24 protein-coding genes are annotated in these 24,870 nt (G+C 57.9%); 17 read left to right on the plus strand and 7 right to left on the minus strand.

Annotated elements, in window-relative coordinates:
- Positions 1-24 precede the first annotated feature (24 nt).
- Entirely contained in the window at positions 25-312 is a 288-nt protein-coding gene (locus QEZ52_RS19580) for a YggT family protein (protein WP_406646348.1), read from the minus strand.
- Positions 313-443: 131 nt separating this feature from the next.
- Here QEZ52_RS19580 and QEZ52_RS19585 point away from each other — a divergent pair, with 131 nt between their 5' ends.
- From QEZ52_RS19585 to idi, 10 genes are all read left to right on the plus strand, one after another.
- Positions 444-1,007: an acyl-CoA thioesterase gene (locus tag QEZ52_RS19585; protein ID WP_406646350.1), complete on the plus strand. Its 564-nt coding sequence runs from the start codon at positions 444-446 to the stop codon at positions 1,005-1,007.
- Between the two features lie 51 nt (positions 1,008-1,058).
- Entirely contained in the window at positions 1,059-2,423 is a 1,365-nt protein-coding gene (locus tag QEZ52_RS19590) for an MFS transporter (RefSeq protein WP_406646352.1), read from the plus strand.
- Between the two features lies 1 nt (position 2,424).
- Positions 2,425-3,300, plus strand: coding sequence for a penicillin-insensitive murein endopeptidase (mepA, locus tag QEZ52_RS19595; RefSeq protein WP_406646354.1), 876 nt, complete (start codon positions 2,425-2,427; stop codon positions 3,298-3,300).
- A gap of 89 nt (positions 3,301-3,389) precedes the next feature.
- A complete protein-coding gene (locus QEZ52_RS19600; protein WP_406646356.1) occupies positions 3,390-4,193 on the plus strand; it encodes an esterase-like activity of phytase family protein in 804 nt (267 codons plus the stop codon).
- A 123-nt stretch (positions 4,194-4,316) separates the two neighbouring features.
- Positions 4,317-4,940, plus strand: a complete 624-nt coding sequence (locus tag QEZ52_RS19605) for a VUT family protein (protein ID WP_406646358.1) — start codon at positions 4,317-4,319, stop codon at positions 4,938-4,940.
- Between the two features lie 337 nt (positions 4,941-5,277).
- Complete coding sequence (gene arfB / locus QEZ52_RS19610) at positions 5,278-5,697, plus strand: aminoacyl-tRNA hydrolase (RefSeq protein ID WP_406646360.1); 420 nt, start codon at positions 5,278-5,280, stop codon at positions 5,695-5,697.
- Between the two features lie 62 nt (positions 5,698-5,759).
- The gene (locus QEZ52_RS19615) at positions 5,760-6,506 is read left to right on the plus strand and encodes an SDR family oxidoreductase (RefSeq protein WP_406646362.1); all 747 of its coding nucleotides are present in this window, start codon (positions 5,760-5,762) and stop codon (positions 6,504-6,506) included.
- The gene (locus tag QEZ52_RS19620; RefSeq protein ID WP_406646364.1) at positions 6,503-7,528 is read left to right on the plus strand and encodes a P1 family peptidase; all 1,026 of its coding nucleotides are present in this window, start codon (positions 6,503-6,505) and stop codon (positions 7,526-7,528) included. Before QEZ52_RS19615 ends, QEZ52_RS19620 begins: the two co-directional genes overlap by 4 nt.
- A 201-nt stretch (positions 7,529-7,729) precedes the next feature.
- Positions 7,730-8,185 (plus strand): c-type cytochrome, encoded by a 456-nt coding sequence (locus tag QEZ52_RS19625; protein WP_406646367.1) that lies wholly within the window; start codon positions 7,730-7,732, stop codon positions 8,183-8,185.
- Positions 8,186-8,365: 180 nt separating this feature from the next.
- Positions 8,366-8,908: an isopentenyl-diphosphate delta-isomerase gene (idi, locus tag QEZ52_RS19630; protein WP_406646369.1), complete on the plus strand. Its 543-nt coding sequence runs from the start codon at positions 8,366-8,368 to the stop codon at positions 8,906-8,908.
- Here the strand turns inward: idi and QEZ52_RS19635 are convergent.
- On the minus strand, positions 8,905-9,339 hold the full coding sequence (locus tag QEZ52_RS19635) for a DUF4440 domain-containing protein (RefSeq protein ID WP_406646371.1): 435 nt from the start codon (positions 9,337-9,339) through the stop codon (positions 8,905-8,907). The genes idi and QEZ52_RS19635 overlap by 4 nt on opposite strands.
- Before the next feature lie 178 nt (positions 9,340-9,517).
- On the opposite strand from QEZ52_RS19635, the gene QEZ52_RS19640 reads away from it, so the two are divergent.
- The gene (locus QEZ52_RS19640) at positions 9,518-10,783 is read left to right on the plus strand and encodes a flavin-dependent oxidoreductase (RefSeq protein ID WP_406646373.1); all 1,266 of its coding nucleotides are present in this window, start codon (positions 9,518-9,520) and stop codon (positions 10,781-10,783) included.
- A gap of 71 nt (positions 10,784-10,854) precedes the next feature.
- Here the strand turns inward: QEZ52_RS19640 and glpK are convergent, their stop codons facing one another.
- From glpK to panB, 3 genes are all read right to left on the minus strand, one after another.
- Positions 10,855-12,339, minus strand: a complete 1,485-nt coding sequence (glpK, locus tag QEZ52_RS19645; RefSeq protein WP_406646375.1) for a glycerol kinase GlpK — start codon at positions 12,337-12,339, stop codon at positions 10,855-10,857.
- A gap of 169 nt (positions 12,340-12,508) precedes the next feature.
- The gene (gene panC / locus QEZ52_RS19650) at positions 12,509-13,366 is read right to left on the minus strand and encodes a pantoate--beta-alanine ligase (protein ID WP_406646377.1); all 858 of its coding nucleotides are present in this window, start codon (positions 13,364-13,366) and stop codon (positions 12,509-12,511) included.
- Between the two features lie 6 nt (positions 13,367-13,372).
- Complete coding sequence (gene panB / locus QEZ52_RS19655) at positions 13,373-14,206, minus strand: 3-methyl-2-oxobutanoate hydroxymethyltransferase (protein WP_406646380.1); 834 nt, start codon at positions 14,204-14,206, stop codon at positions 13,373-13,375.
- A 166-nt stretch (positions 14,207-14,372) separates the two neighbouring features.
- On the opposite strand from panB, the gene QEZ52_RS19660 reads away from it, so the two are divergent.
- Positions 14,373-15,851 (plus strand): ABC transporter substrate-binding protein, encoded by a 1,479-nt coding sequence (locus QEZ52_RS19660; protein WP_406646382.1) that lies wholly within the window; start codon positions 14,373-14,375, stop codon positions 15,849-15,851.
- A gap of 59 nt (positions 15,852-15,910) precedes the next feature.
- Here the strand turns inward: QEZ52_RS19660 and QEZ52_RS19665 are convergent, their stop codons facing one another.
- Positions 15,911-17,545, minus strand: a complete 1,635-nt coding sequence (locus tag QEZ52_RS19665) for a choline dehydrogenase (protein ID WP_406646384.1) — start codon at positions 17,543-17,545, stop codon at positions 15,911-15,913.
- Between the two features lie 172 nt (positions 17,546-17,717).
- Between QEZ52_RS19665 and QEZ52_RS19670 the strand changes: the two genes are divergently transcribed.
- The 5 genes from QEZ52_RS19670 to QEZ52_RS19690 are packed head-to-tail and all read left to right on the plus strand — an operon-like array spanning position 17,718 to position 23,431.
- On the plus strand, positions 17,718-18,665 hold the full coding sequence (locus tag QEZ52_RS19670; protein ID WP_406646387.1) for an ABC transporter permease: 948 nt from the start codon (positions 17,718-17,720) through the stop codon (positions 18,663-18,665).
- On the plus strand, positions 18,662-19,477 hold the full coding sequence (locus QEZ52_RS19675; protein ID WP_406646390.1) for an ABC transporter permease: 816 nt from the start codon (positions 18,662-18,664) through the stop codon (positions 19,475-19,477). Before QEZ52_RS19670 ends, QEZ52_RS19675 begins: the two co-directional genes overlap by 4 nt.
- On the plus strand, positions 19,474-21,087 hold the full coding sequence (locus QEZ52_RS19680) for an ABC transporter ATP-binding protein (protein ID WP_406646392.1): 1,614 nt from the start codon (positions 19,474-19,476) through the stop codon (positions 21,085-21,087). The genes QEZ52_RS19675 and QEZ52_RS19680 overlap by 4 nt, the downstream gene beginning before the upstream one ends.
- Entirely contained in the window at positions 21,080-22,531 is a 1,452-nt protein-coding gene (locus tag QEZ52_RS19685; RefSeq protein ID WP_406646394.1) for an aldehyde dehydrogenase family protein, read from the plus strand. The genes QEZ52_RS19680 and QEZ52_RS19685 overlap by 8 nt, the downstream gene beginning before the upstream one ends.
- 3 nt (positions 22,532-22,534) lie before the next feature.
- Positions 22,535-23,431 (plus strand): DMT family transporter, encoded by an 897-nt coding sequence (locus tag QEZ52_RS19690; RefSeq protein WP_406646397.1) that lies wholly within the window; start codon positions 22,535-22,537, stop codon positions 23,429-23,431.
- A 129-nt stretch (positions 23,432-23,560) separates the two neighbouring features.
- Here the strand turns inward: QEZ52_RS19690 and pncB are convergent, their stop codons facing one another.
- Positions 23,561-24,850, minus strand: a complete 1,290-nt coding sequence (gene pncB, locus QEZ52_RS19695) for a nicotinate phosphoribosyltransferase (protein ID WP_406646398.1) — start codon at positions 24,848-24,850, stop codon at positions 23,561-23,563.
- Positions 24,851-24,870: the final 20 nt, after the last annotated feature.

Genomic DNA, 24,870 nt, shown 5'->3' on the forward strand with positions numbered 1-24,870 from the left:
ATCAGGGAACAAGAGGTGGATGGATCAATAGAAGGCGGCGATATTGTTCACCAGGATGATCCGCAGCGCATAAACGCCAAGCAGAACCGCCAAAGGTGCCAGGTCAATCCCGTTCACCTGCGGCAGAACCCGGCGAACCGGCGCATACATCGGCTCAAGTATCCGGTTCAGGCCATACCAGACCTGGGCTACGAATTGCTGACGAAGGTTCAGCACCTGAAAATTGATCAGCCAGCTCATGATTACATGCGCAATGATGAAAAACCAGACAACGTCCAGAATCAGCATCAGAATTTGAAACAGCGACATCATGAGCGTTCTTCCTCTTTCACGTGAACGACCAAGACCTAAGCAGCGTTTCGACAAAGCGCAACCCTTCCGCAAGGTTGGGGTTGACCCGCACTGAACCGGCAGCAAGGAAGACGAAACAAGGAGACCCCGTGATGTTCCCCATTGTCCGCCTGATCAAGGATCTTCTGGTGGCGCGCCGGATGCCGCCGCTAGAGTTGACCGATACGCATGTGTCCCGGCATATCTGTTGGCCCTGGGATCTGGATATCTGGCTGGAGCTGAACAACGGGCGGGCCATGACCCTGTATGATCTTGGGCGCAGTATGAACGCCCAGCGGGTCGGGTTGATAGGTGCAATCAGCCGCCGCCGCTGGGGAATGACCATGGCCGGATCCACGGTGCGGTTCCGACGCCGAATTCGCGGGTTCGAGCGGTTTGAAATGCGGTCGCGCGCGGTGTGCTGGGATGACAAATTCATCTATTTGGAACAATCCATGTGGAAGAAGAACGGCGAATGCGCGAGCCACGTTATGTTTCGCAGTGCCGTCACCAATTCGAAAGGGATCGTACCACCTGTCAAAGTCCTGGCCGAAATGGGGCACCCGGATGCGATTTCGCCGCCGATGCCGGGCTGGATCGCCGCCTGGGTCCAGGCTGATGCCGCACGCCCCTGGCCCCCGATGCAGCACGGGATGGCGCAGGAGAGGCTTGCCTAATCGCCCACCGCCCTGCCATACCTTGGGAAACAAGCATGAGGCGGGCAGGTTATGGCGGATGTTTCCACGCGCAAGCGCATTTGGGGCTGGTGGTTTTTCGACTGGGCCAGCCAGCCGTATCACACTGTATTGGTCACCTTTGTATTCAGCCCGTTCTTTGCGGCCGTCGCCGCGGATTATTTTCTGGGCCAGGGCATGGATGGCGAAGCCGCCAAGGCGCAGGCGCAATCCATCTGGTCACTGTGCCTGACCATAACAGGGCTGTTGATCGGGTTTGGTGCCCCATTTCTGGGAGCATTGGCTGACGTATCGGGACGGCGCATGCCGTGGATCGTATTTTTCTCTGCCCTCTATGTTATCGGCGCGGCCGGGCTTTGGTTTATGGACCCGGGCGGGTCAAATTTGTGGTGGATGCTCATCAGTTTCGGCATCGGCTTTATCGGCGCGGAATTCGCGTTGGTGTTTACCAATTCGCAACTGCCATCGCTGGGCAACAATGACAACGTGGGGAATATCTCAGGATCCGGCTTTGCCTTTGGGTATTTGGGCGGGGTAATCGCGCTGTTTATCATGTTGCTTTTGTTGGTTGAGCAGAGCAATGGCAAAACCCTGATCGGGCTCGATCCGATATTCGGACTGGACGCGTCTCAGCGTGAAGGGACCCGATCCGCCGGACCCATCGTGGCAATCTGGTATGTCGTGTTCATGATCCCCTATTTTCTGTGGGTGCGTGAAACACCGCAACAGGGGAAACGTGGCACGGTCAAATCCGCGATTTCTCTGGTCATCACCTCGGTCAGAAACCTGCGCCACCGGCGCAGTCTGGCAGGTTTTCTTGGGTCGTCGATGCTGTACCGTGACGCCTTGAACGGGCTTTATGGATTTGGCGGCGTTTACGCGCGGTTGGTATTGGGTTGGGAAATTACCCAAATCGGAATCTTTGGTGTCGTCGCTGCCATTTCGGCCGCGATTTTCAGCTGGGTTGGCGGTCTTCTGGACAGTCGGCTGGGCCCCAAGCCCGTGGTGATTACGTCAATCTGGGTGTTGATTGTCGTCTGCGCCACGATTGTGGGAATGGATCGTGAACAGGTCTTTGGCTTTGCCTTTGAACCCGGCTCCAATTTGCCGGATCGGATTTTCTTTGGTTGCGGCGTGCTGATCGGCGGGTTTGGCGGCATATTGCAAGCCGCCAGTCGCACCCTGATGGTGCGCCACACCGACCCCAAGTTCCCAACAGAGAGCTTTGGATTGTATGGTTTGTCAGGCCGCGCCACTGCATTTGTCGCGCCTGCGCTGATCGGAATTGTGACATTGGCGACCGGAAGCGCCCGGTTGGGGGTTTCTCCGATTGTGGGGCTATTCGTCCTGGGGCTCATTCTGCTACGATGGGTTCAGGCAGAAGGGGACCAGACCTGACATGCGTAAATTGCTAGCTATTTTCTCAATTCTATTATTGGCCACCACCCTGACATCAGCCAGCGCCGAACCCCTGGCAAAGCAGCTGTTTGGTGCAAAAACGAACGGATCCAGCCAACGATCGGCTTCTTTTGGCTCCTACGCCAAAGGATGTGTAGCTGGCGCTGTGCGGCTGCCCGAAACCGGGCCGAGCTGGCAGGCCATGCGTCTGTCGCGCAATCGCAATTGGGGCCATCCCGATACTATTGACTATATTAACAAGCTCAGCGCATTTGCCGCGACCCAAAGGGGGTGGAACGGCCTATATATCGGAGACATTAGCCAACCCCGTGGCGGCCCGATGCTGTCAGGCCACCGCAGCCATCAAATCGGGTTGGACATAGACATCTGGATGCGCCCGGCCGACAAGCTGAACCTATCACGCAAGGCGCGTGAAAATATCTCGTCTATTTCGATGCGCAGATCCAACGGGGCCTTTGTCAATTCAAACTGGACTGCCCAGCACCACGCGATCCTTCGCGCAGCCGCCAAGGACCGCCGCGTGGCACGCATCTTTGTCTTTCCCGGTGCCAAGGTGCAAATGTGCAAGGACGAAAAAGGCGACCGCACCTGGCTGCGCAAGATACGGCCGTGGTGGGGGCATCATTATCATTTCCACGTTCGTCTGAAATGCCCCAGGGGTGCACGCGGATGTCAAAACCAGGACGCGCCCCCTCGGGGCGACGGCTGTGCCGATGCGCAACGTTGGGTGAATGATATTTTGAACCCTCCGCCACCAAAACCGGTTGACCCCAACGCCCCCAAGCCAAAGAAACGGCGTGAATATGTGCTAGCGGATCTGCCCAATCAATGCGCCTCAGTTCTACGCTCCGAATAATCGCTGGCCTCGGGGTCGGGTTGTGTGTCGCAGTCGCAGCTTTTGCGGCGTCCCGTGCCCCTGCTCCAACTGGAGGACCCGCCCGTCTATTGGGCAGCTACGAATGGACGGACAACGGTCAACCTGATTGGTTTGGTGGGTTTTCGGCCCTCGAGGTCGGCGCAAAGGGCCGCACAGTTACGCTGCTCAATGACCGTTCCCATCTCATGCAGGCCACAATCGAACGGCGCGGCGACGCCATTGTCGGGATTACGCCCATCGCCACCACCTTTTTGAGTTCGTCAAAAGGCGAGCCATTGACCCGACGTGTTCTGGACAGCGAAGGTCTGGCCCAGACCAGTAATGGCACATTGTATATCTCGTTCGAAGGCGTTGCGCGCGTGGCGCGCTATTCCCAAGCGGCGGCCCGAGCCCAGGTTTTGCCACGCCCGGATGCGTTCAGGCAACTGCCCCTGAACAAGGCCCTCGAGGCATTGGCCATAGACGAACAGGGATATCTGTACACAATCCCCGAACGACATCCCGTCAAAGGCCAGGGCATTGCGGTCTATCGTTGGGATGGGACAAAATGGAGTCGACCTTTTGACCTGAAACCGCGCGGCAAATTCCGTGCTGTCGGGGCAGATTTTGGACCTGATGGCCGATTTTACCTGCTGGAACGCGACTTTTCAGTCTTTGGCTTCCGGTCCCGTCTACGTCGGTGGACCCTGTCACCAATCGGACCTTTGCACGAAGAAACCCTGTTGCAGACTGATTTTGGTGAACACGACAATCTGGAGGGGGTGGCGGTCTGGCGAGATGAGAAACAGCGACTGCGGGCAGTTTTGGTTTCCGATGACAATTTCAATCGGTTTCAACGCACTGAATTCGTCGAGTACCTGCTGCCCGATTAGCGATTTCTGGAGGCGGGCAAGCCCGCGCCGGATTGACACAGGACCCAGGATTCGATTAAAGGCCCGGTCCCCGCTCATCTGCGGGCAAGTCGCCGCTACCTTGTAAAAACGGAAATGAAATCGATGAACCGTACTCACCTTCCTGGCATTCTTGCCATGGCGGCCATTGTTGTCGCCTCTAACATCCTGGTGCAATTCCTGTTCGGCCAATGGCTGACCTGGGGTGCCTTTACATACCCATTTGCCTTTCTCGTGACAGATGTCATGAACCGCGTCTATGGAGCCGGTCCCGCACGCAAGGTCGTGCTGGCAGGTTTTGTCGTCGGCGTGATCTGTTCGCTGATCGGCACTCAGATCATGGGCGAATTTGGCCCGTTGGTAACCTTGCGGATCGCCGTTGGATCCGGGTTGGCCTTTTTGACCGCTCAGATGCTGGACGTCACCGTGTTCTCGGCCCTGCGCGAAGGGAAATGGTGGCGGGCACCACTGGCATCAACGTTGATCGGGTCGTCTGTGGACACCGCATTGTTCTTCTCCATCGCCTTCTCGGCATCGCTCAGCTGGATCGAACCGGCCAACGACGTCTCCTGGGCCGGCGAAGTCCTGCCCCTGCTGGGAGTGGGTCCTCTGGTGCCGCTGTGGGTGTCCCTGGCAACCGCTGATTGGATGGTGAAATTGGGGCTTGCACTGCTGGCCCTTGTGCCATTCCGCATCATCGTGGGGAAACTCTCTGTTTCGACCACATGATTTTGTTTTGACATCTCCGAAAACTGTGGCACGCTACAGTTAGGCGTAACAACTGAAAGGAGGTGCTCTAGTGTCCATTGAGAACTTGGAGATTAATGTCGGGACAGTTCGGGAGATGCGTATCTAGGGCAGTCCTTAGGTAATGTCTGAACCCCAATTGGTGCCCGCCTAACCGGCGCACCTCCGAAACTCAAGAAGGGTTGTCCGTTACGCTTTCGGACAACCCTTTTGCATTGAATGCACACATTGATTACCCTCGGTCCGGGGGTAAAATTCTTACCCCAAGAATTTTACCAAGAAAATTATCTAATTTTCTTGGTCCCGCGAAAGAGGTCCGATGCTACGGATTACAGATGACATTGCATTGCAAGACTGGGAATTGACCGAGCATTTTGTGCGCGCGTCCGGACCGGGTGGGCAAAACGTCAACAAGGTGGCGACCGCTGTCGAACTCAGGTTCGAAGCGGAACGCTCTCCCTCTCTTCCCGCTCAAGTCAAAAGCCGGCTCAGGCGGCTGGCCGGGCGTCGCTGGACCAAAGAAGGCGCGTTGATCCTGCAATGCGATGAAACCCGATCCCAGATCCGAAACCGTGAAATCATTCGCGAAAGGCTGGTCGCCTTGATCCGCCAGGCGTTGGTGGCTCCCAAACGGCGGATCGCAACCAAACCAACCCGCGGGTCCGTCAGACGACGCCTGGACGCCAAGAAACAACGCGCCACGCTCAAGGCGACGCGGGGTAAGATCGACGACGCTTAACAGCCCGATTGCGCCCGCCCGCTGCGCTGCTAACCTGACGTCAAAATGTCGTGGAGGGTTTCATGAAACTGAAAGGCAAGAGTGCAATCGTGACTGGGGGTGCATCGGGCTTTGGTGCCGGTATCGTTCACAAATTCCTGGCCGAAGGCGCACATGTGATGATTGCCGACATCAATAGCGATGCCGCGCACGATATGGCCGCCGCATGCGGGGATGTTGCGATCGCCCAAACCGTCGATGTATCCGACCGAGCCTCGGTTGAGACCATGGCGCGGACCGCACTGGAGCATTTTGGTCAGGTGGACATTCTGATCAACAACGCGGGCATTACCCACTTGCCTGCCCCTTTGGAGGCCGTTTCAGAGGACGACTTTGATCGTGTGTTCAACGTAAACATGAAATCGGTCTATTTGACCGCACAGGCGTTGGTCCCACATATGAAAAGCCGTAAATCCGGAGCGATCCTGAATGTCGCATCGACGGCAGGTGTCTCGCCCCGACCAAACCTGAACTGGTACAACGCATCCAAAGGTTGGATGATCACCGCCACCCGCACAATGGCGGTCGAGCTCGCCCCATACGGCGTACGGGTCAACGCAATCAATCCAGTGGCAGGGGAAACCCCTTTGTTGAAATCATTCATGGGCGAAGACACACCGGAAATCCGGGCCAAATTCCTGTCGACGATCCCTTTGGGTCGGTTTTCCCAACCCGAAGACATGGGCAATGCCGCTGCATTTCTGTGTTCCGACGAGGCCAGCATGATCACCGGTGTCGCAATGGAAGTGGACGGAGGCCGCTGCATATGAAGCCCGGCCCCCACAATCTGATCACCGATGTCCCCGGTTTTCTAGTTGGCAATGCACAGGACGACCGATTGAAGTCCGGGGCAACGGTTCTGACCGCAGCAGCGCCGTTCACCGCGTCGGTCCATGTCATGGGAGGGGCTCCGGGCACCCGCGAAACCGATCTTTTGGCCCCTGACAAATCCGTCGCCCAAATTGACGCACTCACGCTGTCGGGGGGGTCGGCCTATGGGCTGGATGCATGTTCGGGTGTGGTTTCAGGGCTTCGTGCGCAGGGGCGCGGATTTCGCGTCGCCGACGCGGTGATCCCGATCGTCCCCGGCGCGATTCTCTTTGACCTGCTCAACGGTGGCGACAAGCGCTGGGATGATAACCCCTATGCCCGTTTGGGCCGCGAGGCATTTGAAGCGGCGTCCAAAAGGTTCGAAATTGGCAGCGTCGGCGCTGGGACCGGGGCCCTGACGGCGATGCTGAAAGGCGGGCTGGGGTCGGCGTCTTTTGTGCTGGACAATGGGATCACCGTCGGCGCCCTTGTCGCGGCGAACCCCATGGGCGCTGTGACAACACCCGGAGAGCGCCATTTCTGGGCCGCTCCTTTCGAGGTAGACGGTGAATTTGGCGGGCTGGGACCGGACCCGAATGCGGGATTGGGCCGCAATCCAACCAGCCGCAAGATGCAACATATGGCCAACCAAGCGTCCGGCTCAGAGCTCCCCGCCGAGCGGGCAAATACCACGATTGCAATCGTCGCTACTGACGCAGAAATGACCAAGGCACAATGCCAGCGCATGGCAACCGCTGCGCATGATGGGATCGGACGGGCCACTGTACCGGCCCATGCCCCTGGGGATGGTGATCTGGTTTTCGCAGCGTCGACAAACGCCCAGACATTGCACAATCCTGAACGCGATTTGGCGCTTGTAGGACACGCCGCCGCACTGTGCCTGAGCCGCGCCATTGCTCGGGCCATCTATTTTGCGCGCCCTTCACCGGGAGATGTTCTTCCTTGCTGGAGCGATAGCTAACCTGCGCAAACAGCGTCCCCCAGCCCCAACGATTATTGGTAAACATGACTGATATTCACTTGTTTCCTTGGGCAATTCGGACGTGAAGCAGACACATTTCCGCGAGATTCAGCCGAGGAATCCGCGACGCGGCAATCTGCCGGTTGACTCCCTGCGCAAAGCAAATGCGTATGTCACCAGCCACAAATTATGGAGCACAACATGAAAAAAGTGATCGCAACCGCATTGCTGGGCCTGCTGGCCGCCCCGGTTTACGCCGAAGGCGACGCCGCCAAAGGTGAGAAGGGCTTCAAGAAGTGCAAGTCCTGCCACATGATCGTTTCGGACGATGGTGAAGTCATTCTCAAAGGCGGTAAAACCGGTCCGAACCTATATGGTGTCGCTGGACGTACAGCCGGGACCACCGAAGGATTCAAATATGGGGCTGACATAGTTGCGGCAGGCGAAGGTGGTCTGGTCTGGACCGCAGAAAACTTTGTCGCCTTCACCATGAGCCCCAAGGACTTCCTGAAAGAAGCCACAGGCAACGACAAAGCCAAGTCCAAAATGACCTTCAAGCTGAAAAAGGGTGGCGAAGACATTTACGCCTTCCTGGCTTCGGTCGGCCCTGCTGTCGAAGCTGCAGAAGAGTCCGAAGAAACCTCTGAATCCAACTAAGCGATCAGAACCGAAGACTTAGCAAAGGCCGCGCTCACGCCCGCGGCCTTTCGCGTAATTGCACTGATATAGCCCGGAATGCTAATCAGGTGACAATAAGAGCGACCAACGGGTAAACCCGGTCAAATGGTCGTGGGGAGCGAGGCCCGAAACAGGGTCCAGAACAACAGCGAGTCCATCATGAGCGTCATGATCCCGGCCTGGGTTAACGGAGAATTGGCTCCAACCAATAAGCTCGTCGCCCATGAACAGGGGCTAAAGCACAAAGCCGTTTCGGTTTTTGTGGTCAAAGGCATGGAAATCCTGATGCAGCGGCGCGCGTTGGGAAAATACCACACGCCGGGCCTCTGGGCGAACACCTGCTGCACGCATCCTCATTGGGACGAACAGCCGATCGTTTGTGCTGTACGTCGGCTGAACGAAGAATTGGGTGTTACCGGTCTGTATCCCCAATTTCGCCACCATCTGGAATATCGTGCGGATGTTGGGAACGGTATGGTCGAACACGAAGCTGTGGATGTGTTTCTCGCACATGCCCATCGTGATCTGAATATCAGTTTGGACCCCAATGAAGTGATGGAAACCCGTTGGGTTGATTACCATGATCTTTTGGCCGAAGTCCGCCGCCACCCGGAACGGTTTACGCCGTGGCTCAAGATTTACCTGCAAAACTATGCCGATGTGATTTTTGGCCCTGATTTGATCATCGCATCAAAACGTTAGACAAAATCTGTCGTGTGCGGTTGGCGCACGCTGTTTCTCATTGGAGTGCCTTGATGAAACACCATCTGCCAGTTTTGCCCCGACAAACGCCACAATGAGCTCCGTAACACTTTGGTTTCGGCGATCTGGTAAGTTGCCAATACCAAACCTGGCCCAACGGATCTGGTTTCAAAATCCACGATACTGACGGATTGTGGGTTTGCAGACGCAGCCGCCAACATGCGTATCACCGCAGATTTGTCACAGTTGCGACCAAACTGTCCGATTTCTACAAAGTCATCGGCCAATAATCTGTCCATTTTGACCGGGTCGGCCCGTACCACGGGATCCAGCAATTCACATTCCAAACTTTTCAAATCGCTTACTAATGACATCACGAAACTCCAATGTTCGTACCGTATCGTTGCGACAACAAAAGAGGTAACGCCCATTGCCGCTCCCCAAATATGTGCTCCATAAATCTAAATGCCTACATCTGACCGCCCCACAGCCCCTTTGCGGCAATGACCAGGCCCCAATTCGCCAAAATTCGCCGCTGCGCGCAATGTCACCTTGCCCTGGGCTGCACCTACTGGTTGAGTTACCCCCAAGGGAACAGGAGGCATCTTTATGACCATTCTCATTGCAGGTGGCGGCATCGCGGGATTGACGCTGGGGCTGACGTTACATCAAATTGGGGTGCCGTTTCATATCTATGAATCCACCAATGAAATCAAACCGCTGGGTGTTGGCATCAATTTGCAGCCAAATGCCGTGCGGGAATTGATCGACTTGGGTCTGGAGACCGAAATCGACGCGATCGGCGTCAAGACCCGGCAATATGGATTCTATTCGAAATTGGGCAAAACCATCTGGGAAGAGCCCCGCGGTCGCTGGGCCGGTTATGCCTGGCCACAATATTCCGTACATCGCGGCCACCTGCAGGTCATGCTGTATAACGCCTTGATCGCCCGTGCCGGTCCCGAATGCATCACCACCGGGACGCGGGCCGTTGGATTTGAAAACAACGGCAACAGCGCAGTTCTCGCCCTGGAAAACGGCGAACGCGTCTCTGGCTCTCTGATCGTGGCCGCCGATGGTATCCATTCGGCACTACGCGCTCAGATGGTGCCGGACGAAGGTGCCCCAATCTGGAACGGGCGCATCCTGTGGCGTGCGACAACGCGCGCCAAAGCATTCTTTGGCGGTGGTGCCATGGTGATGATCGGGCACGACCATTTGCGTCTGGTTGCCTACCCGATCTCGAACCCGGATCCTGAAACCGGCATAGCGACGATCAACTGGATCGCAGAAAAAAGCTTTGACCCCTCCGTATCGTGGAGACGCGAAGATTGGAACAGGGCCGCCGACATCAACGATTTCCTACCTGATTTTCAACCTTGGAAATTTGACTGGGTCGACGTGCCCGCTCTGATCACCGGAGCGGAGGTTGTCTATGAATACCCGATGGTTGATCGCGATCCGCTGGACAAGTGGACCCAGGACCGCGTGACTTTGATGGGTGACGCGGCCCATCCGACTTATCCGGTCGGTTCGAACGGGGCCAGCCAGGCGATCGTCGACGCGCGGGTGATTGGTGCCAAACTCCTCGAGCACGACATCACACCCACCGCTTTGCAGGCCTACGAGGACGACATTCGCCCGGTCGCGACCGCCGTGGGACGCGCCAACCGTTCCTCCGGGGGCCCCGACGCAGTGCTACAACAAGTCGAGGACCTTTGTGGAGGCGATTTCAACACCATTAACGATGTGATTCCGGTGGACAGGCTGGCTGAACACGCCGAACGCTATAAAACCATTGCTGGTTTCTCGATCTCCGATTTGAATGCTCGCCCTCGCACCATTGCACAAAATGCCCGGTTCTCAGTCTCCTGAGCGGCCGTTTCACACGCCCCGCTGACGGCAAGCAGACGGCACGCGGCGGCGGGCGCAAACGGGGGAAAGGATCACACCGCCATGATCGCCGCAACGGCCCGTTTCCAGCGGGCATAGGACGCGTCCCGTACATCTGAGCTGATCTGGCTGGTGAATTGCCGATCCAAAGCCCAGGTCTGCGCAAACCCGGTTTGGTCCGGGTAGATCCCAGCCCTCATCCCTGCCAGCCACGCAACACCCAATGCGGTTGTTTCCTGCATCACCGGACGATCCACCGATGCCCCCAGAATATCCGCAAGACCCTGCATCGCCCAATCGCTGGCCGTCATTCCGCCATCAACTCTCAGAGTAACCGAGGCCTCTTGCCCCCAATCGGCGCGCATGGCCTCCCACAGATCCCGGGTCTGATACCCGACCGACTGTAACGCCGCCCGAGCAAACTCCGCAGGCCCGGAATTGCGCACCAATCCGAACACACCGCCGCGGCACTCGGGTTGCCAATACGGTGCCCCCAGTCCGGTAAACGCCGGAACCAGAATGACATCTTGTGTCGGATCAGCCGAGGCGGCCAGCTCTCCAGATTGCCCGGCCTCCTGAATGATCCCCAATCCGTCGCGCAACCACTGCACCGCCGCGCCAGCGACAAAGATGGACCCCTCCAGCGCATAGGTTGGTTTCCCGTCCAACTGATAGGCAATGGTTGTCAGCATCCGATTGTTCGAAACAACCGGTTCTGTGCCTGTGTTCAACAGGGCAAAACACCCGGTCCCATAGGTCGATTTCATCATCCCGGGGCGGAAACATGCCTGCCCGATAGTTGCCGCCTGCTGATCTCCTGCCACCCCCAGGATCGGAACTTCTCCTCCCAGAACCTTTGTGTCAGTTATCCCAAAATCGGCGGCGCAATCCTTGACCTCGGGCAACATCTGCATCGGGATATCCAGCAGATCGCAAATCTCTGCGCTCCACTCTCCGGCCCGGATATCATATAAAAGAGTACGCGCCGCGTTTGTCGCGTCGGTGACATGCGCCGTTCCTGCGGTCAATCGCCAGATCAAGAAACTGTCGATGGTTCCAAACAACAGCTCCCCCCGGGCAGCCCGGGCCCGGCTCTCCGGTATCGAATCCAAAATCCACTTGACCTTGGTCCCTGAAAAATAGGGGTCCAGCAACAGACCGGTCCTGTGCTTGACGTCGGGCTCATGCCCATCCTCGCGCAAAGCTTCGCAGATCGACGCAGTGCGCCGGTCCTGCCAGACGATCGCATTGTGGATTGGCGCACCCGTTACGCGATCCCAGACCACCGTGGTCTCACGTTGATTGGTGATCCCGATTCCAGCCAAATCCGTGGCCGTGATGCCCTGTGCTTCCATAACAGTGCGACAGACCTGGACAGTCGTTGACCAGATCTCTTCCGGATCATGTTCAACCCACCCGGACTGTGGGAAATGCTGGGCAAACTCTACCTGTGCAGAACTCACAGGCTTCATTTCAGCGTCAAACAGAATGGCGCGCGTTGACGTGGTGCCCTGGTCGATCGCCAGAATGTGGGTCATGATCAATCCTCGATAATCCGGTACCTCCCGGAACATTATGCAAGATCAAATCCACCCGCCAGCCAGAAACCACACCCGCACCTGCGGTTCCACCGCAGGTGCCCGGCCCAACGGGAGGAGATGTTCCCGCAGGGAGCGTCGACACCGGGCGGGAGCACTCGGTTCTGGTTCAGCGCTCGGACACTGGGACAGCAATATTGTCGATCAGTCGGATGCCATCCATCCAGGCCGCCGCCAGCAAACGCGCGGGGCGATCCGGATGCTGCAGCTTGTGCAAACTGTTCTGGCACCTCAGGTCCAGATATTCGATATCCTCGAAACCCGATGCCGACAGCGCGTCACGCGCCGCCGATTCCACCTCTGACACTGCCACACCCTCTGCCAGCTTGGTGGCCATGTCCTGCATCACCCGATACAGGGCTGCGGCCTTCTGCAATCCAGACACTGACAATCTGAGATTCCGCGAAGACATGGCCAGCCCGGTCTCTTCACGCACCGTTTCGCACCCTATGACCTCGATCGGAATATCCAGATCACGCGCCATCCGTCGCACCACCATCATCTGCTGATAGTCTTTTTTCCCAAAGAACGCTTTTTGCGCCCCTGTCTGCAGGAACAACTTGGCACAGACCGTCGCGACCCCATCAAAATGTCCCGGACGGAATTCGCCCTCCAGAACATCAGTCAATCCGTCGACCGACACAGTCGTCGCATATCCATCAGGATAAATCTGATCCGGATCCGGGACATAGATCACATCCACCGGGTATCCGGACAATTTCTGTGCGTCTTCATGTTCGGTGCGTGGATAATTGGCCAGATCCTCCGGGCTGTTGAACTGGCGCGGATTGACAAAGATCGTGACGATGACCCGGTCGCAGGCATCACAGGCGGCCTCGACCAGAGACAGGTGCCCCGCATGCAGCGCCCCCATCGTAGGCACGACACCAATTGTTTCGCCCGCACGGGCCCACTCAGCCTGGCGAACACGCAAGTCCGCAAGACGGCGCAAAATGGGAGCAGTCATTTCAAGTCACTCTTTGATAGCAGGGATCTGATCGGCAAACACATGCTCTGCCGCCGGAAACGTGCGGGCGCGCACTTCGGCTGCATAGTCCGCGACGGCGGATTGGGCCTGTTGCCCAAGATCGGCATAGCGTTTGACAAATTTCGGTTTGAACGCAGTGAACAAGCCCAGCATGTCGTCCACGACAAGGATCTGCCCATCGCATCCGGCGCTGGCACCAATGCCGATGGTCGGGATGGCGATGTCACCCGTGATGCGATCGGCCAATCCCTGCGGAACCTTTTCCAGCACCACAGAAAACGCACCAGCCTCCGTCACTGCGTGTGCATCAGCCAGAACCGCATCTGCCTGGGCATCTCGCCCCTGCACCTTGTAGCCGCCCAACGTGTTGATCGACTGAGGCGTCAGCCCAATATGGGCCATCACCGGAATCCCGCGTTTGACCAGAAACCGGATGGTGTCGGCCATGTCCACCCCACCTTCCAGCTTGACCGCTGCTGCGCCGGTTTCGGCCATCAGCCGCGCCGCGTTGCAAAACGCCTGTTCTGGGCTTTGCTCATAGCTGGCGAACGGCATATCGATAACCATCATCGCCTTGCTCAACCCACGTGCCACCGCACGACCGTGCAGGATCATCATTTCCATTGTCACCGACAGCGTCGATGGCAACCCGTGCAGAACCATCCCGACACTATCGCCCACAAGAACAAAGTCGCAATGATCGTCCATGACCTGTGCCATTGGCGTGGTATAGGCGGTCAGGCTGACGATTGGAGTTTTGCCCTTGAGGGCGCGAATATCGTCGGCATTGGGGGCCGATTTGCGGGCCGTTGCGCTCATGATCTTCCCGTTCGCGGTTCAGAATGCTGCGGTGTAGCAATTTACGTAACGCGATTCCAGTGCGCGATTTGTCCCTCCACGCTTGATTGAAATGCCTAAAGAGGGAACACTTGGCCCAAGTGCGTCAAAGCCAAGGGCGCGGACAACCAGACGGGGAGACACAAATATGTCATTCAAATCAATTGTTCTTACGGCCAGTTCGATTCTGGCGCTCACCACGGGGGTCGCTCTGGCCAAAGGCACCGTAACCGTTGGGCTGCAGCTCGAACCCCCGCATCTGGACCCGACATCTGCCGCGGCCGGTGCCATCGACTCGGTCCTGTATTCGAATGTTTTCGAAGGGCTGACCCGGTTCATGGGGGATGGGTCCGTTGTGCCCGGACTGGCAAAAAGCTGGGATATTTCCGATGATGGGACAGAGTATACCTTTCATCTGCAGGACGGCGTGACCTTTCATGACGGCACCGGCATGGACGCCGAGGACGTGAAATTCAGCCTTGATCGTGCCCGCGCCGAAGACAGCACCAATGCACAAAAAGCACTGTTTGCCGGGATCTCGGATGTTTCCGTAGTTGACCCGATGACCGTCAAGGTAACGCTGAGCGAACCCAATGGCAGCTTTCTGTTTAACATGGCCTGGGGTGATGCGGTGATTGTTGCCCCGGAAAGCATTGGCGACATCAAGACAACCCCAATCGGGACCGGTGCCTTCAAATTCTCCGGTTGGGTTCAGGGCGACAAGATTGAGCTGGTGAAAAATGCTGACTATTGGGGCACACCTGCGCATCTGGACAGCGCCACGTTCAAATTCATCTCGGACCCCACCGCCGCCTTTGCGGCGATGATGGCCGAAGACATCGACGCATTCAGCGGATATCCCGCGCCGGAAAACCTGCCTCAGTTTGATGCCGACCCGCGATTCCAGGTGTTGATCGGATCAACCGAAGGCGAAACCATCCTGTCGACCAACAACAAGCAACCTCCGTTTGACAACGTCAAAGTGCGCCAGGCTGTCGCCCATGCCATTGATCGGCAGGCCATCGTGGATGGTGCCATGTTTGGATATGGCACCCCGATTGGAACCCATTTTGCCCCCCACAACCCGGCCTATGTGGATCTGACCGGCCAATCCGCCCACGACCCGGACATGGCCCGTTCGTTGTTGGCCGAAGCCGGATTCCCGGATGGATTTGAGACCACATTGCACCTGCCACCGCCATCCTACGCACGCCGTGGCGGAGAGATCATCGCGGCCCAGTTGGCCGAGGTCGGGATCAAGGCTGAGATCACCAATGTGGAATGGGCGCAGTGGTTGGAAACGGTCTTTCGCGGCAAAAACTTTGGCCTGACCATCGTCAGCCATACCGAGCCGATGGACATCGGCATCTATGCGCGCCCCGAATACTATTTCCAGTATGACAACGCAGCCTTCCAGCAGCTGATGACCGACCTGAACGGCACCACCGATCCGGCCAAGCGAACAGAGATGCTCCAGCAGGCCCAAAAAATCATCGCTGATGATTATGTGAACGGTTACCTGTTCCAGCTGGCTGCATTGGGCGTGGCCAAGGCTGATCTCCAAGGGTTGTGGGTCAATGCCCCGACCCAAGCAACGGATCTGACGGGGGTCAGCTGGGCCAAGTAATCCCCCCCAATTCACCGAAAAGCCGCCCTGAGGGGCGGCTTTTTTTTGCTCCTAAGAGGTTAGCTTCGAAATGCATAGGCCGCCTGTTCAGCGGGTAAAGGATCGCGTCTGGCGATGATATCTGCTGCCTTGGCTGCGATCATTTGCGTTGGCGCATTCAGATTTCCCGAAGTGATCCGCGGCATCACCGAAGCGTCCACCACCCGCAACCCTTCGACTCCGTGGACCTTCAGATCGGGGCCAACAACAGCATCTTCGCCCACGCCCATCCGGCACGTGCCGCTGGGATGAAAATCTGTCTCGCTCGCTTGACGTACCCAGGCCCGGATTTGATCTAGGCTGTGCACCTCTGGTCCTGGTGTGATTTCCGCCCCTCGCAGCCCCTCAAATGCCGGTTGCGAGATCAATTCCCGGGTGCGCAGAACACCCTGCACCATTTCATCCAGGTCCGCAGGTTCGGAGAAGAAGTTAAAGTTCAGCCGCGGTGCTTGCGCAGGATCTGCCGACCGCAATGTCACTGCCCCGCGGCTGCGCGGGCGCAATTGATCCACATGGATGGCAAACCCCTGCATCAGCGTGATTTTTGGCCCGTCATATTCAAAGGCCACTGGTGCAAAATGATATTGAAGATCGGCATAGGCCACCGTGTCATCCGACCGGATCAGCCCGCCTGCCTCCCAGATGTTCGACGCCGCCGCCCCATCCCGCATGAAAACCCAACGCAGCCCGGCGGCGGCCTTGCGCAGTGGGTGGTCAACGACATGCAACGGGAACCGCAACGGACAGGCATATTGCAGAATGATACAGGCATGATCCTGCAGGTTTTGGCCCACACCGGGGCTGTCCACTGCGACCGGGATGCCATGGTCTGTCAGATGACCCGCCGGCCCAATACCCGAAAGCATCAACAATTGTGGCGAATTCAACGCCCCGCCGGACAAGATCACATCCCGCCCTGCCTGCCCCCTCAGCCGCTTGCCGCGGTGGATGTATTCAACGCCTGTCGCTCGACCGTTTTCGATCACCACTCGTTGCACCACAGCCCCAGTGACCAACGTGACATTGCCTCGCTTCAACGCCGGGCGCAGATGTGCAATCGCGGCACTGCACCTGCGGCCATGTCGCCGTGTCGCATCCAATCGGGTGGTGCCCTCGGGTTGATATCCGTTCGGATCATCGGTTTGTCCCTGCCCGGCCTGCGGACCTGCCGCCACGAATGCATCAAACAGCGGATTGTCATAGCCGGCCTGACTAACCCCCAGCGGCCCCGCGTCTCCGCGCCACACGCTGCCGCCTCGGTCCGAACATTCTCCGGCCCGAAAGTAAGGCAGGCAGCGGTCAAATGCCCAATCCGCCATGCCCGGACGGCTGGCCCAGCCATCGTAATCCAGCGGGTGCCCGCGCATATAGACCATCGAATTGATGGACGACGACCCACCCAAAACCTTGCCACGCGGAATGAATACCTGACGACTGTCCAGTTCGGGTTCGGGTTCGCTGTCATAGTTCCAGTTTAGCCCCGGCTTGTGCCACACCGAATAGACCCCAGCAGGCACATGGATCATCAGATCATAATCCATTGGCCCGGCCTCGAGAACCAGGATCCTTTGCGATGTATCCGCTCCCAGTCGGTTGGCCAGAACACAGCCCGCAGAACCGGCACCTACAATGATATAGTCGAATTCCTCATGCATCGGTGCCCTCGCTTGCCCCTGTTGCATACCGGTGGACAGGGGCCTGTCGGGGATGTTTCGACCAAAGTGAAATAATAGCAAACAAATTCAATCGTCAGATGCGAAAATGCCCTTGCGTTCCAGTGCGTCAATTTTCTGGACCCGCCCGGAACACCCGCCTAACGTGGCGGCAATGGTACGGTATACTCTCAAACGTCTTTTATCGCTGCTGATCAGCCTCGCCATTGCCTCGTTGGTGATCTTTGCAGTGGTCGAGGTTGCGCCGGGCGATCCTGCGTCATTTATGTTGGGCATCAATGCACAGCCCGACACGGTCGCTGCCCTGCGGGCTGAACTGGGGCTCGATATGTCTCGGACCGAACGGTATCTTGTCTGGGTCAGCGGGCTGATCCAAGGTGATTTCGGGACATCCTATACCTATCGCACGCCGGTGGCCGAAATGATCGGCGAACGCCTGTGGGTGTCGCTGCCGTTGGCCCTATATGCATTGATGCTTTCGACATTGATTGCGTTTCCGGCCGGGATCTATGCCGCCGCACGCCGGGGCACAGCAGGTGATGTCGCCATGATGGGTGCCACACAGTTGGGGGTCGCCATCCCCAATTTTTGGTTCGCCATGATCCTGGTGCTGATTTTTGCCATCAACCTGCGGTGGTTCGGGGCAGGCGGGTTTGCCGGATGGGACGACGGGATCTGGGTCGGGTTGCATTCTCTGACCCTGCCCGCAATTGCGCTGGCCTTGCCGCAGGCGTCCATTCTGGCCCGGGTCATGCGGTCGGCTCTGCTGGACATTCTGGGCGAGGATTTCATGCGCACTGCGCGGGCCAAGGGGCTCACCCGTCGTCAGGCACTGTGGCGGCACGGGGTACGCAATGCGTTGATCCCGGTGCTGACCATCATCGGGTTGCAGTTTTCATTCCTGATGGCAGGATCGATCATCATTGAACAGGTGTTTTACCTGCCAGGGCTCGGGCGGCTTGTGTTCCAGGCAATTTCGTCACGTGATCTGATTGTGGTCGAAAGCGTCGTCATGCTGTTGGTGTTCGCTGTCATCGTCGTGAATTTTGCTGTGGACCTGGCCTATGCCGCCGTGGACCCCCGCCTGAGGAGCCGGACATGAGCCGAAACCTGGTCCTGGGTGCGATCCTGTCATCCCTGGTGGTACTGGCCGCTGTGTTGTCCTTTGTCTGGACCCCTTTTGAACACACAGCAATGAACATCCCGGCCAAGCTGCAAATTCCAAATGGCACCCATTGGTTTGGCACCGACCACTTTGGCCGCGACATCTTTTCGATGATCATGGTGGGCGCGCGCACGTCGATTGCCGTGGCGTTGGTGGCCGTCGGGATCGGAATGAGCATCGGCATCCCGCTGGGCCTGACCGCAGCTGCGCGCAGGGGATCCTGGCTGGACGAACTGATCATGCGTGCCAATGATCTGGTGTTTGCCTTTCCTTCGTTGGTCATCGCGATCCTGATCACCGCCGTCTTTGGCGCAGGGGCGATCAATGCGATCATCGCGATCGGTATCTTCAACATCCCTGTCTTTGCCCGCATTACGCGCGGTGCAGCGCTGTCTCTGTGGGAACGCGAATTCATCCTTGCCGCCCGTGTCGCAGGCAAGGGGGCTGCTCGTATATCAGCCGAACATATCCTGCCCAATGTGGCCAACCTGCTGATTGTGCAGGGTACCATTCAGTTTTCCCTGGGCATCCTGGCCGAAGCTGGCCTGTCCTATGTTGGCCTCGGCGCGCAACCTCCGACCCCCAGCTGGGGCCGAATGCTGGCAGATGCTCAGACAATGGTCAGCTTTGCACCGCATCTGGCATTGGTGCCGGGGTTGGCAATTATCGTCACGGTTCTGGGGCTTAACCTGATGGGTGATGGGCTGCGCGATTGGTTGGACCCCAAATTGCGGGTGGCGCGCACATGACCCTGCTTTCCGTCGAAAATCTATCGCTTTCGATTGGCGGGCTGCCGATCTTGCGGGATGTTTCTCTGTCCATCGGCCCCGGAGAAATCGTTGCCGTCACTGGCGAAAGCGGATCGGGAAAATCCATGACCGCGTTGGCCACAATGCGATTGCTACCCGAACGCAGCATGACCAATGGCGCAATCCGGCTTGGGGATACGTCCATCCTCGACCAAAGCGAAGCGCAGATGTGCACCCTGCGGGGACAATCCATCGGAATGGTGTTTCAGGAACCCATGACCGCCTTGAACCCGGTAAAGACAATCGGTGATCAGGTGATGGAAACCATCCTGATTCACAAGGCGATGACACCCGTCAAAGCACAAGAGCACGCCCGCGACGTGCTGACCCGCGTTGGCTTGCCCGCCGACCGCTTCCCACTGACACGTTATCCGCACGAACTGTCGGGCGGACAGCGCCAAAGGGTGGTGATCGCCATGGCCATCGCTTTGCGCCCCAAGCTGTTGATCGCAGATGAACCGACGACCGCGCTTGATGTCACCACACAGGCCCAGATTCTCGATCTGTTGAAAGATCTGGTTACCGAATTCGACATGGGGCTGTTGATGATCACCCACGATCTGGCTGTGGTGGCAGACATGGCCGACCGGATCGTGGTCATGCGCCACGGAGAAGTGGTTGAAACCGGACCAACGCGCCAGCTTTTGACCAACATGCAACACCCTTATACGCGGATGCTGTTTGATGCCTCCCGGCATCAGGTTGCGCTTCCCCCGGTTCCACCTCCTGTCCCGCTGCTCGACGTTCAACACGTAATTCGCGACTATCGCCTGCCCCGCACACAGCTGTTTACAGGACCAGGGCATTACCGCGCCGTCGATGAGGTTTCATTCACGTTGAACCGCGGAGAACGGCTGGGGCTTGTCGGGGAATCCGGTTGCGGAAAATCGACTCTGACCCGAGCACTTTTGGGGTTGGAAGACGTACAGGGCGGCCGGATCTTGCTGGACGGAGAACCGGTTTTCACCGGTCACAAACCCAATCTGGCCGTTCGCCGAAAAATGCAAGTGGTGTTCCAGGACCCCTTTGGCAGCTTCAACCCGCGTCATCGTGTTGACCGGCTGATCACAGAGCCCTTTCACCTGCTGAATTCCGCGCCCGCCGGATCCGAGCGTAGCGATCGGATCGCCGAAATGCTGCGCGCTGTTGGCCTGGAGCCTGATGACGCCAACAAGTATATTCATCAATTCTCGGGCGGTCAGCGACAGCGCATCGCAATTGCGCGGGCCTTGATCATCCGCCCTGAGCTGATCCTGTTTGACGAGGCGGTCAGCGCGCTGGATGTCTCGGTTCGTGCCCAGATACTCGACCTGCTTGCAGAGCTCTGCGAGGCCTACAACCTCACCTATTTGTTTATCAGCCATGACCTGAGCGTCGTGCGCACCGTCACCGACCGGGTTCTGGTAATGAAATCTGGCAAGATCGTTGAACAGGGCGAGACCGAAGCCGTTTTTACCGCCGCCCAGCATCCCTACACCCAATCCCTTATTGCCGCGGCTCCGGTGCTTCCGGACCCTGAAACACTGCGCAGGAGCTTAGACAATGTCTAATCCCATCTGGTTCGACCCCTCTCTTTGCTTGGTCAATGGTAAATGGTGCCCCGGCACCTCTGGCCAGACTCTGCCGCTGATCAACCCCTCTGACGGCGTCGAGCTCTGCCAGATAGCCCGGGGCACCGCCGCGGATGTGGATGCGGCAGTCACCGCCGCCAAGGCTGCATTGCAGGGCGATTGGGGACGGATGACTGCGCTGGACCGTGGCCGCATCCTGACCCGATTGGGACAGTTGGTTCTGGATCGGGTCGATGAACTGGCCATGCTCGAAGCTATGGATGTTGGCAAACCACTAACCCAGGCACGCGCCGATGCAATCGCGTTGGCGCGATACTGTGAGTTCTATGGCGGAGCAGCGGACAAGATTATGGGGGAAACCATCCCCTATCTCGATGGCTATACCGTTTATACCCTGCGCGAACCGCACGGGGTGACCGGCCACATTGTACCTTGGAACTATCCGATGCAGATCATCGGTCGGTCCGTCGGCGCTGCTTTGGCCATGGGCAACGCCGCCGTTCTGAAACCGGCCGAAGAGGCATGCCTCACTGCGCTGGCGTTTGCTCATCTGGCTGTTGAGGCCGGATTGCCGGCCGGTGCCTTGAACGTGGTCCCCGGTTTGGGGGGCGAAGCAGGCGCAGCCTTGACCGCGCATCCCGGTGTGCACCACATCTCGTTTACTGGCTCGGTGGCCACCGGTGCCTTGGTCCAGCAGGCTGCAGGTCGCAATGTCGTTCCTGTCACGCTGGAATTGGGCGGCAAGTCGCCGCAACTGGTATTTGACGATGCAGATCTGGATGCCGCCCTTCCATTTCTGGTAAATGCGGGTATTCAGAATGCCGGTCAGACCTGTTCCGCCTCTTCCCGCATTCTGGTTCATCGCAGCGTCTATGAGGAAGTCAAATCTCGCATGGCGCAGGCATATGGTGACCTCACCGTCGGTCCCGCCGCGGATGACCAGCGTTTAGGGCCATTGATTTCGGAACGTCAGAAACAAATCGTCACTGGGTTCTTGGACCAGGGCGCTGATCTACCCATCGCAGCGCAGGGCCATATCATCGACACGGCCCCGCAAACTGGTGCTTATGTCCGGCCCACTTTGTTTGCCGATGTGCCTGCGGATCACACATTGGCCCGCGACGAGATCTTTGGCCCGGTGCAGGTCCTGATCCCCTTTGACACCGAAGAAGAGGCGATTGCCATTGCCAACAGCACCGATTTCGGGCTGGTGGCCAGCATCTGGACCCGGGATGGTGGCCGGCAAATGCGTCTGGCCAAACAACTGCGGTCCGGCCAGGTATTCATCAACAATTATGGTGCAGGTGGCGGGGTCGAACTGCCCTTTGGTGGCGTTGGAAAATCCGGCCATGGACGCGAAAAGGGCTTTGAGGCCCTGTACGGCTTTTCGCAGCTAAAAACCGTGGCTGCCTATCATGGGTAACCCATGACAAACCCGGATCGCACCGGTACAGCCATCCTGTTGTCGCTGTTGGCTTTGGTGCTGTTCGACCTGATGGGTTTGATCATCAAACACCTGTCGGTGAGCTATTCGGCCGCCGAGCTGTCAGCCTGGCGCAACCTGTTTGGGCTGGTGCCCGCCTTTGTCGCGCTCTGGTCCGCCCGCGCCTGGCGGCAAGGTGTACGCAACTGGCATATCGCCCAATGGCCTTTGGCCTGTGCGCGCGGCTTTATCGTCACCTTTGCCCAGTTTCTGTTCTATTTGTCGCTGGGACATATGGCTTTTGCCACGGCGTCGACCATCACTTATGCAAACGCCCTGTTCATGACCGCCCTTGCGGTGCCTCTTTTGGGGGAAAAGGTCGGCTGGGTCCGGTGGTCCGCCGTCTTGCTGGGGTTCGCCGGCGTCATGCTGGTCATGGGACCGGGGCGTGAAACATTTGCGCCGATTGCCCTGGCCCCGCTTGGAGCGGCATTTCTTTATGCGCTTGCCGGCGTGACGGCCCGCCGGATCGACGCCAGCCATTCGACGGCCTTGGTCAATCTCTACTCGGCCGGTGTCGCCCTGGTAACGGCCACCGCGCTGGCCCTGGTCATGGGCGGGTTCTCAGCCATCAACAGCTGGGAAGACTTCGGCTGGATCATGACTATGGGAGGATTGGGGGGCACTGCCGTGCTTTGTCTTGTTGCCTCCTACCGGATGACGGAACAAAGCAACCTCGCCCCATTCAGCTATTTCGGTATTCCCATCGCCTTTGTCATGGGGTGGATCACCTTTGATGAGGCTCCGTTCCAGGATCTCTTTCCTGGTGCCCTCCTTATCGCGGCAGGAGGGTTGATGGTGATCTGGCGTGAACGCCGCCTCAACCGGCACTCTGCCTAAAAACTGGCGTATAATCCGTCACCGCATCAGCGCGGGCTTCAGCCCGCGCTGCCCGGCCCAACTGGACAAGATGGATCTCTGATCCAGCGCGTCCGGGCGGGAGCGCCCCGTCACACAGTTTCCCTGTGGTCATACGACGACTTTGATCGCATCCTGTGCTCCCACGCCAAACACCCGCTTGTAGCGACGCACTTCTTCTGGTGGGCCCATCGCCTTTTCCGGATTATCTGACAGCTTGACCGTCGGATGACCGTTTGCCGAAACCGCTTTGCACACCAAAGAAAAGGGAGCCAATGCCTCTTGGGGCACCAGCCCGCGAAAATCATTGGTCAGCAGGGTTCCCCAGCCAAACGACACATTGACCTGCCCGGAAAACCGAGCATGCAGCTCGGCGATTTGGGCCACATCCAATCCATCAGAAAAAATCACCCGCTTGTCGCGCGGGTCCTCGCCGCGGTCTCGCCACCAATTGATTGCAATTTCGGCACCCTTGGCCGGCTCTCCACTGTCTATCCGAATGCCGGTCCACCCAGCCAACCAATCCGGCGCGTTGTCCAAAAACCCTCTGGTTCCATAGGTATCCGGCAGAATAATTCGCAGGTTGCCTTCGTGCTCGTCATGCCAGTCGCGCAAGACGTCATAGGGAGCCTGTGCCAGGTCGGCATCGTTCCTGGCCAAAGCTGAGTAAACCATTGGCAATTCATGGGCATTTGTCCCGATGGCCTCTACTTCACGTCGCATTGCGATCAGACAATTTGAGGTTCCGGTGAATTTGCCTCCGATCCCCTCCATCATCGCCTGCACACACCAGTCCTGCCACAAGAAGGAATGACGACGACGGGTCCCGAAATCAGCAATAGAGAGACCGTCAATCTCGCGCAATTTTTCAATCTTTTCCCAGACCTTGGTCATGGCTCGTGCGTAAAGCACCTGAAGTTCGAACCGCCCCATGTCATTCAGGACGGCACGCCCGCGCAACTCCATCAACACCGCCAACGCCGGAATTTCCCACAACATGACTTCGGGCCAACTGCCTTCGAATGTCAGTTCGTATTGGTCGCCTCGCCGCTCCAGATGATAGTGCGGCAGCCGCAGATTTTCGAACCATTCCATAAAATCTGGGCGAAACATCTGACGTTTGCCATAGAATGTGTTGCCGCGCAGCCAGGTGCTCTCGCCCCGGCTCAGGCTCAGTGAGCGGATATGATCCAGTTGCTCGCGCAGTTCGCCCTCATCTATCAGATGGGCCAACGGAATATGCGTGGATCGGTTGATCAGGGAAAACGTCACCTGGGTGTCGGACTTATTGCGAAATACCGACTGGCACATCAGCAGCTTATAAAAGTCAGTGTCGATCAACGACCTGACAATCGGATCAATCTTCCATTTGTGATTGTAAACACGCGTTGCGATATCCACCCTGGACCTCTCGGGTTGTG

Source organism: Aliisedimentitalea scapharcae, from assembly GCF_045277565.1.
Lineage (GTDB): Bacteria > Pseudomonadota > Alphaproteobacteria > Rhodobacterales > Rhodobacteraceae > Aliisedimentitalea > Aliisedimentitalea scapharcae.

Excerpts from the sequence above, each read along its gene's own strand:
- QEZ52_RS19580 (WP_406646348.1), bottom strand. The coding sequence starts at position 312 with ATGATGTCGCTGTTTCAAATTCTGATGCTGATTCTGGACGTTGTCTGG.
- QEZ52_RS19585 (WP_406646350.1), top strand. The coding sequence starts at position 444 with ATGTTCCCCATTGTCCGCCTGATCAAGGATCTTCTGGTGGCGCGCCGG.
- QEZ52_RS19590 (WP_406646352.1), top strand. The coding sequence starts at position 1,059 with ATGGCGGATGTTTCCACGCGCAAGCGCATTTGGGGCTGGTGGTTTTTC.
- mepA (WP_406646354.1), top strand. The coding sequence starts at position 2,425 with ATGCGTAAATTGCTAGCTATTTTCTCAATTCTATTATTGGCCACCACC.
- QEZ52_RS19605 (WP_406646358.1), top strand. The coding sequence starts at position 4,317 with ATGAACCGTACTCACCTTCCTGGCATTCTTGCCATGGCGGCCATTGTT.
- arfB (WP_406646360.1), top strand. The coding sequence starts at position 5,278 with ATGCTACGGATTACAGATGACATTGCATTGCAAGACTGGGAATTGACC.
- QEZ52_RS19615 (WP_406646362.1), top strand. The coding sequence starts at position 5,760 with ATGAAACTGAAAGGCAAGAGTGCAATCGTGACTGGGGGTGCATCGGGC.
- QEZ52_RS19620 (WP_406646364.1), top strand. The coding sequence starts at position 6,503 with ATGAAGCCCGGCCCCCACAATCTGATCACCGATGTCCCCGGTTTTCTA.
- QEZ52_RS19625 (WP_406646367.1), top strand. The coding sequence starts at position 7,730 with ATGAAAAAAGTGATCGCAACCGCATTGCTGGGCCTGCTGGCCGCCCCG.
- idi (WP_406646369.1), top strand. The coding sequence starts at position 8,366 with ATGAGCGTCATGATCCCGGCCTGGGTTAACGGAGAATTGGCTCCAACC.
- QEZ52_RS19635 (WP_406646371.1), bottom strand. The coding sequence starts at position 9,339 with ATGGGCGTTACCTCTTTTGTTGTCGCAACGATACGGTACGAACATTGG.
- QEZ52_RS19640 (WP_406646373.1), top strand. The coding sequence starts at position 9,518 with ATGACCATTCTCATTGCAGGTGGCGGCATCGCGGGATTGACGCTGGGG.
- glpK (WP_406646375.1), bottom strand. The coding sequence starts at position 12,339 with ATGACCCACATTCTGGCGATCGACCAGGGCACCACGTCAACGCGCGCC.
- panC (WP_406646377.1), bottom strand. The coding sequence starts at position 13,366 with ATGACTGCTCCCATTTTGCGCCGTCTTGCGGACTTGCGTGTTCGCCAG.
- panB (WP_406646380.1), bottom strand. The coding sequence starts at position 14,206 with ATGAGCGCAACGGCCCGCAAATCGGCCCCCAATGCCGACGATATTCGC.
- QEZ52_RS19660 (WP_406646382.1), top strand. The coding sequence starts at position 14,373 with ATGTCATTCAAATCAATTGTTCTTACGGCCAGTTCGATTCTGGCGCTC.
- QEZ52_RS19665 (WP_406646384.1), bottom strand. The coding sequence starts at position 17,545 with ATGCATGAGGAATTCGACTATATCATTGTAGGTGCCGGTTCTGCGGGC.
- QEZ52_RS19670 (WP_406646387.1), top strand. The coding sequence starts at position 17,718 with ATGGTACGGTATACTCTCAAACGTCTTTTATCGCTGCTGATCAGCCTC.
- QEZ52_RS19675 (WP_406646390.1), top strand. The coding sequence starts at position 18,662 with ATGAGCCGAAACCTGGTCCTGGGTGCGATCCTGTCATCCCTGGTGGTA.
- QEZ52_RS19680 (WP_406646392.1), top strand. The coding sequence starts at position 19,474 with ATGACCCTGCTTTCCGTCGAAAATCTATCGCTTTCGATTGGCGGGCTG.
- QEZ52_RS19685 (WP_406646394.1), top strand. The coding sequence starts at position 21,080 with ATGTCTAATCCCATCTGGTTCGACCCCTCTCTTTGCTTGGTCAATGGT.
- QEZ52_RS19690 (WP_406646397.1), top strand. The coding sequence starts at position 22,535 with ATGACAAACCCGGATCGCACCGGTACAGCCATCCTGTTGTCGCTGTTG.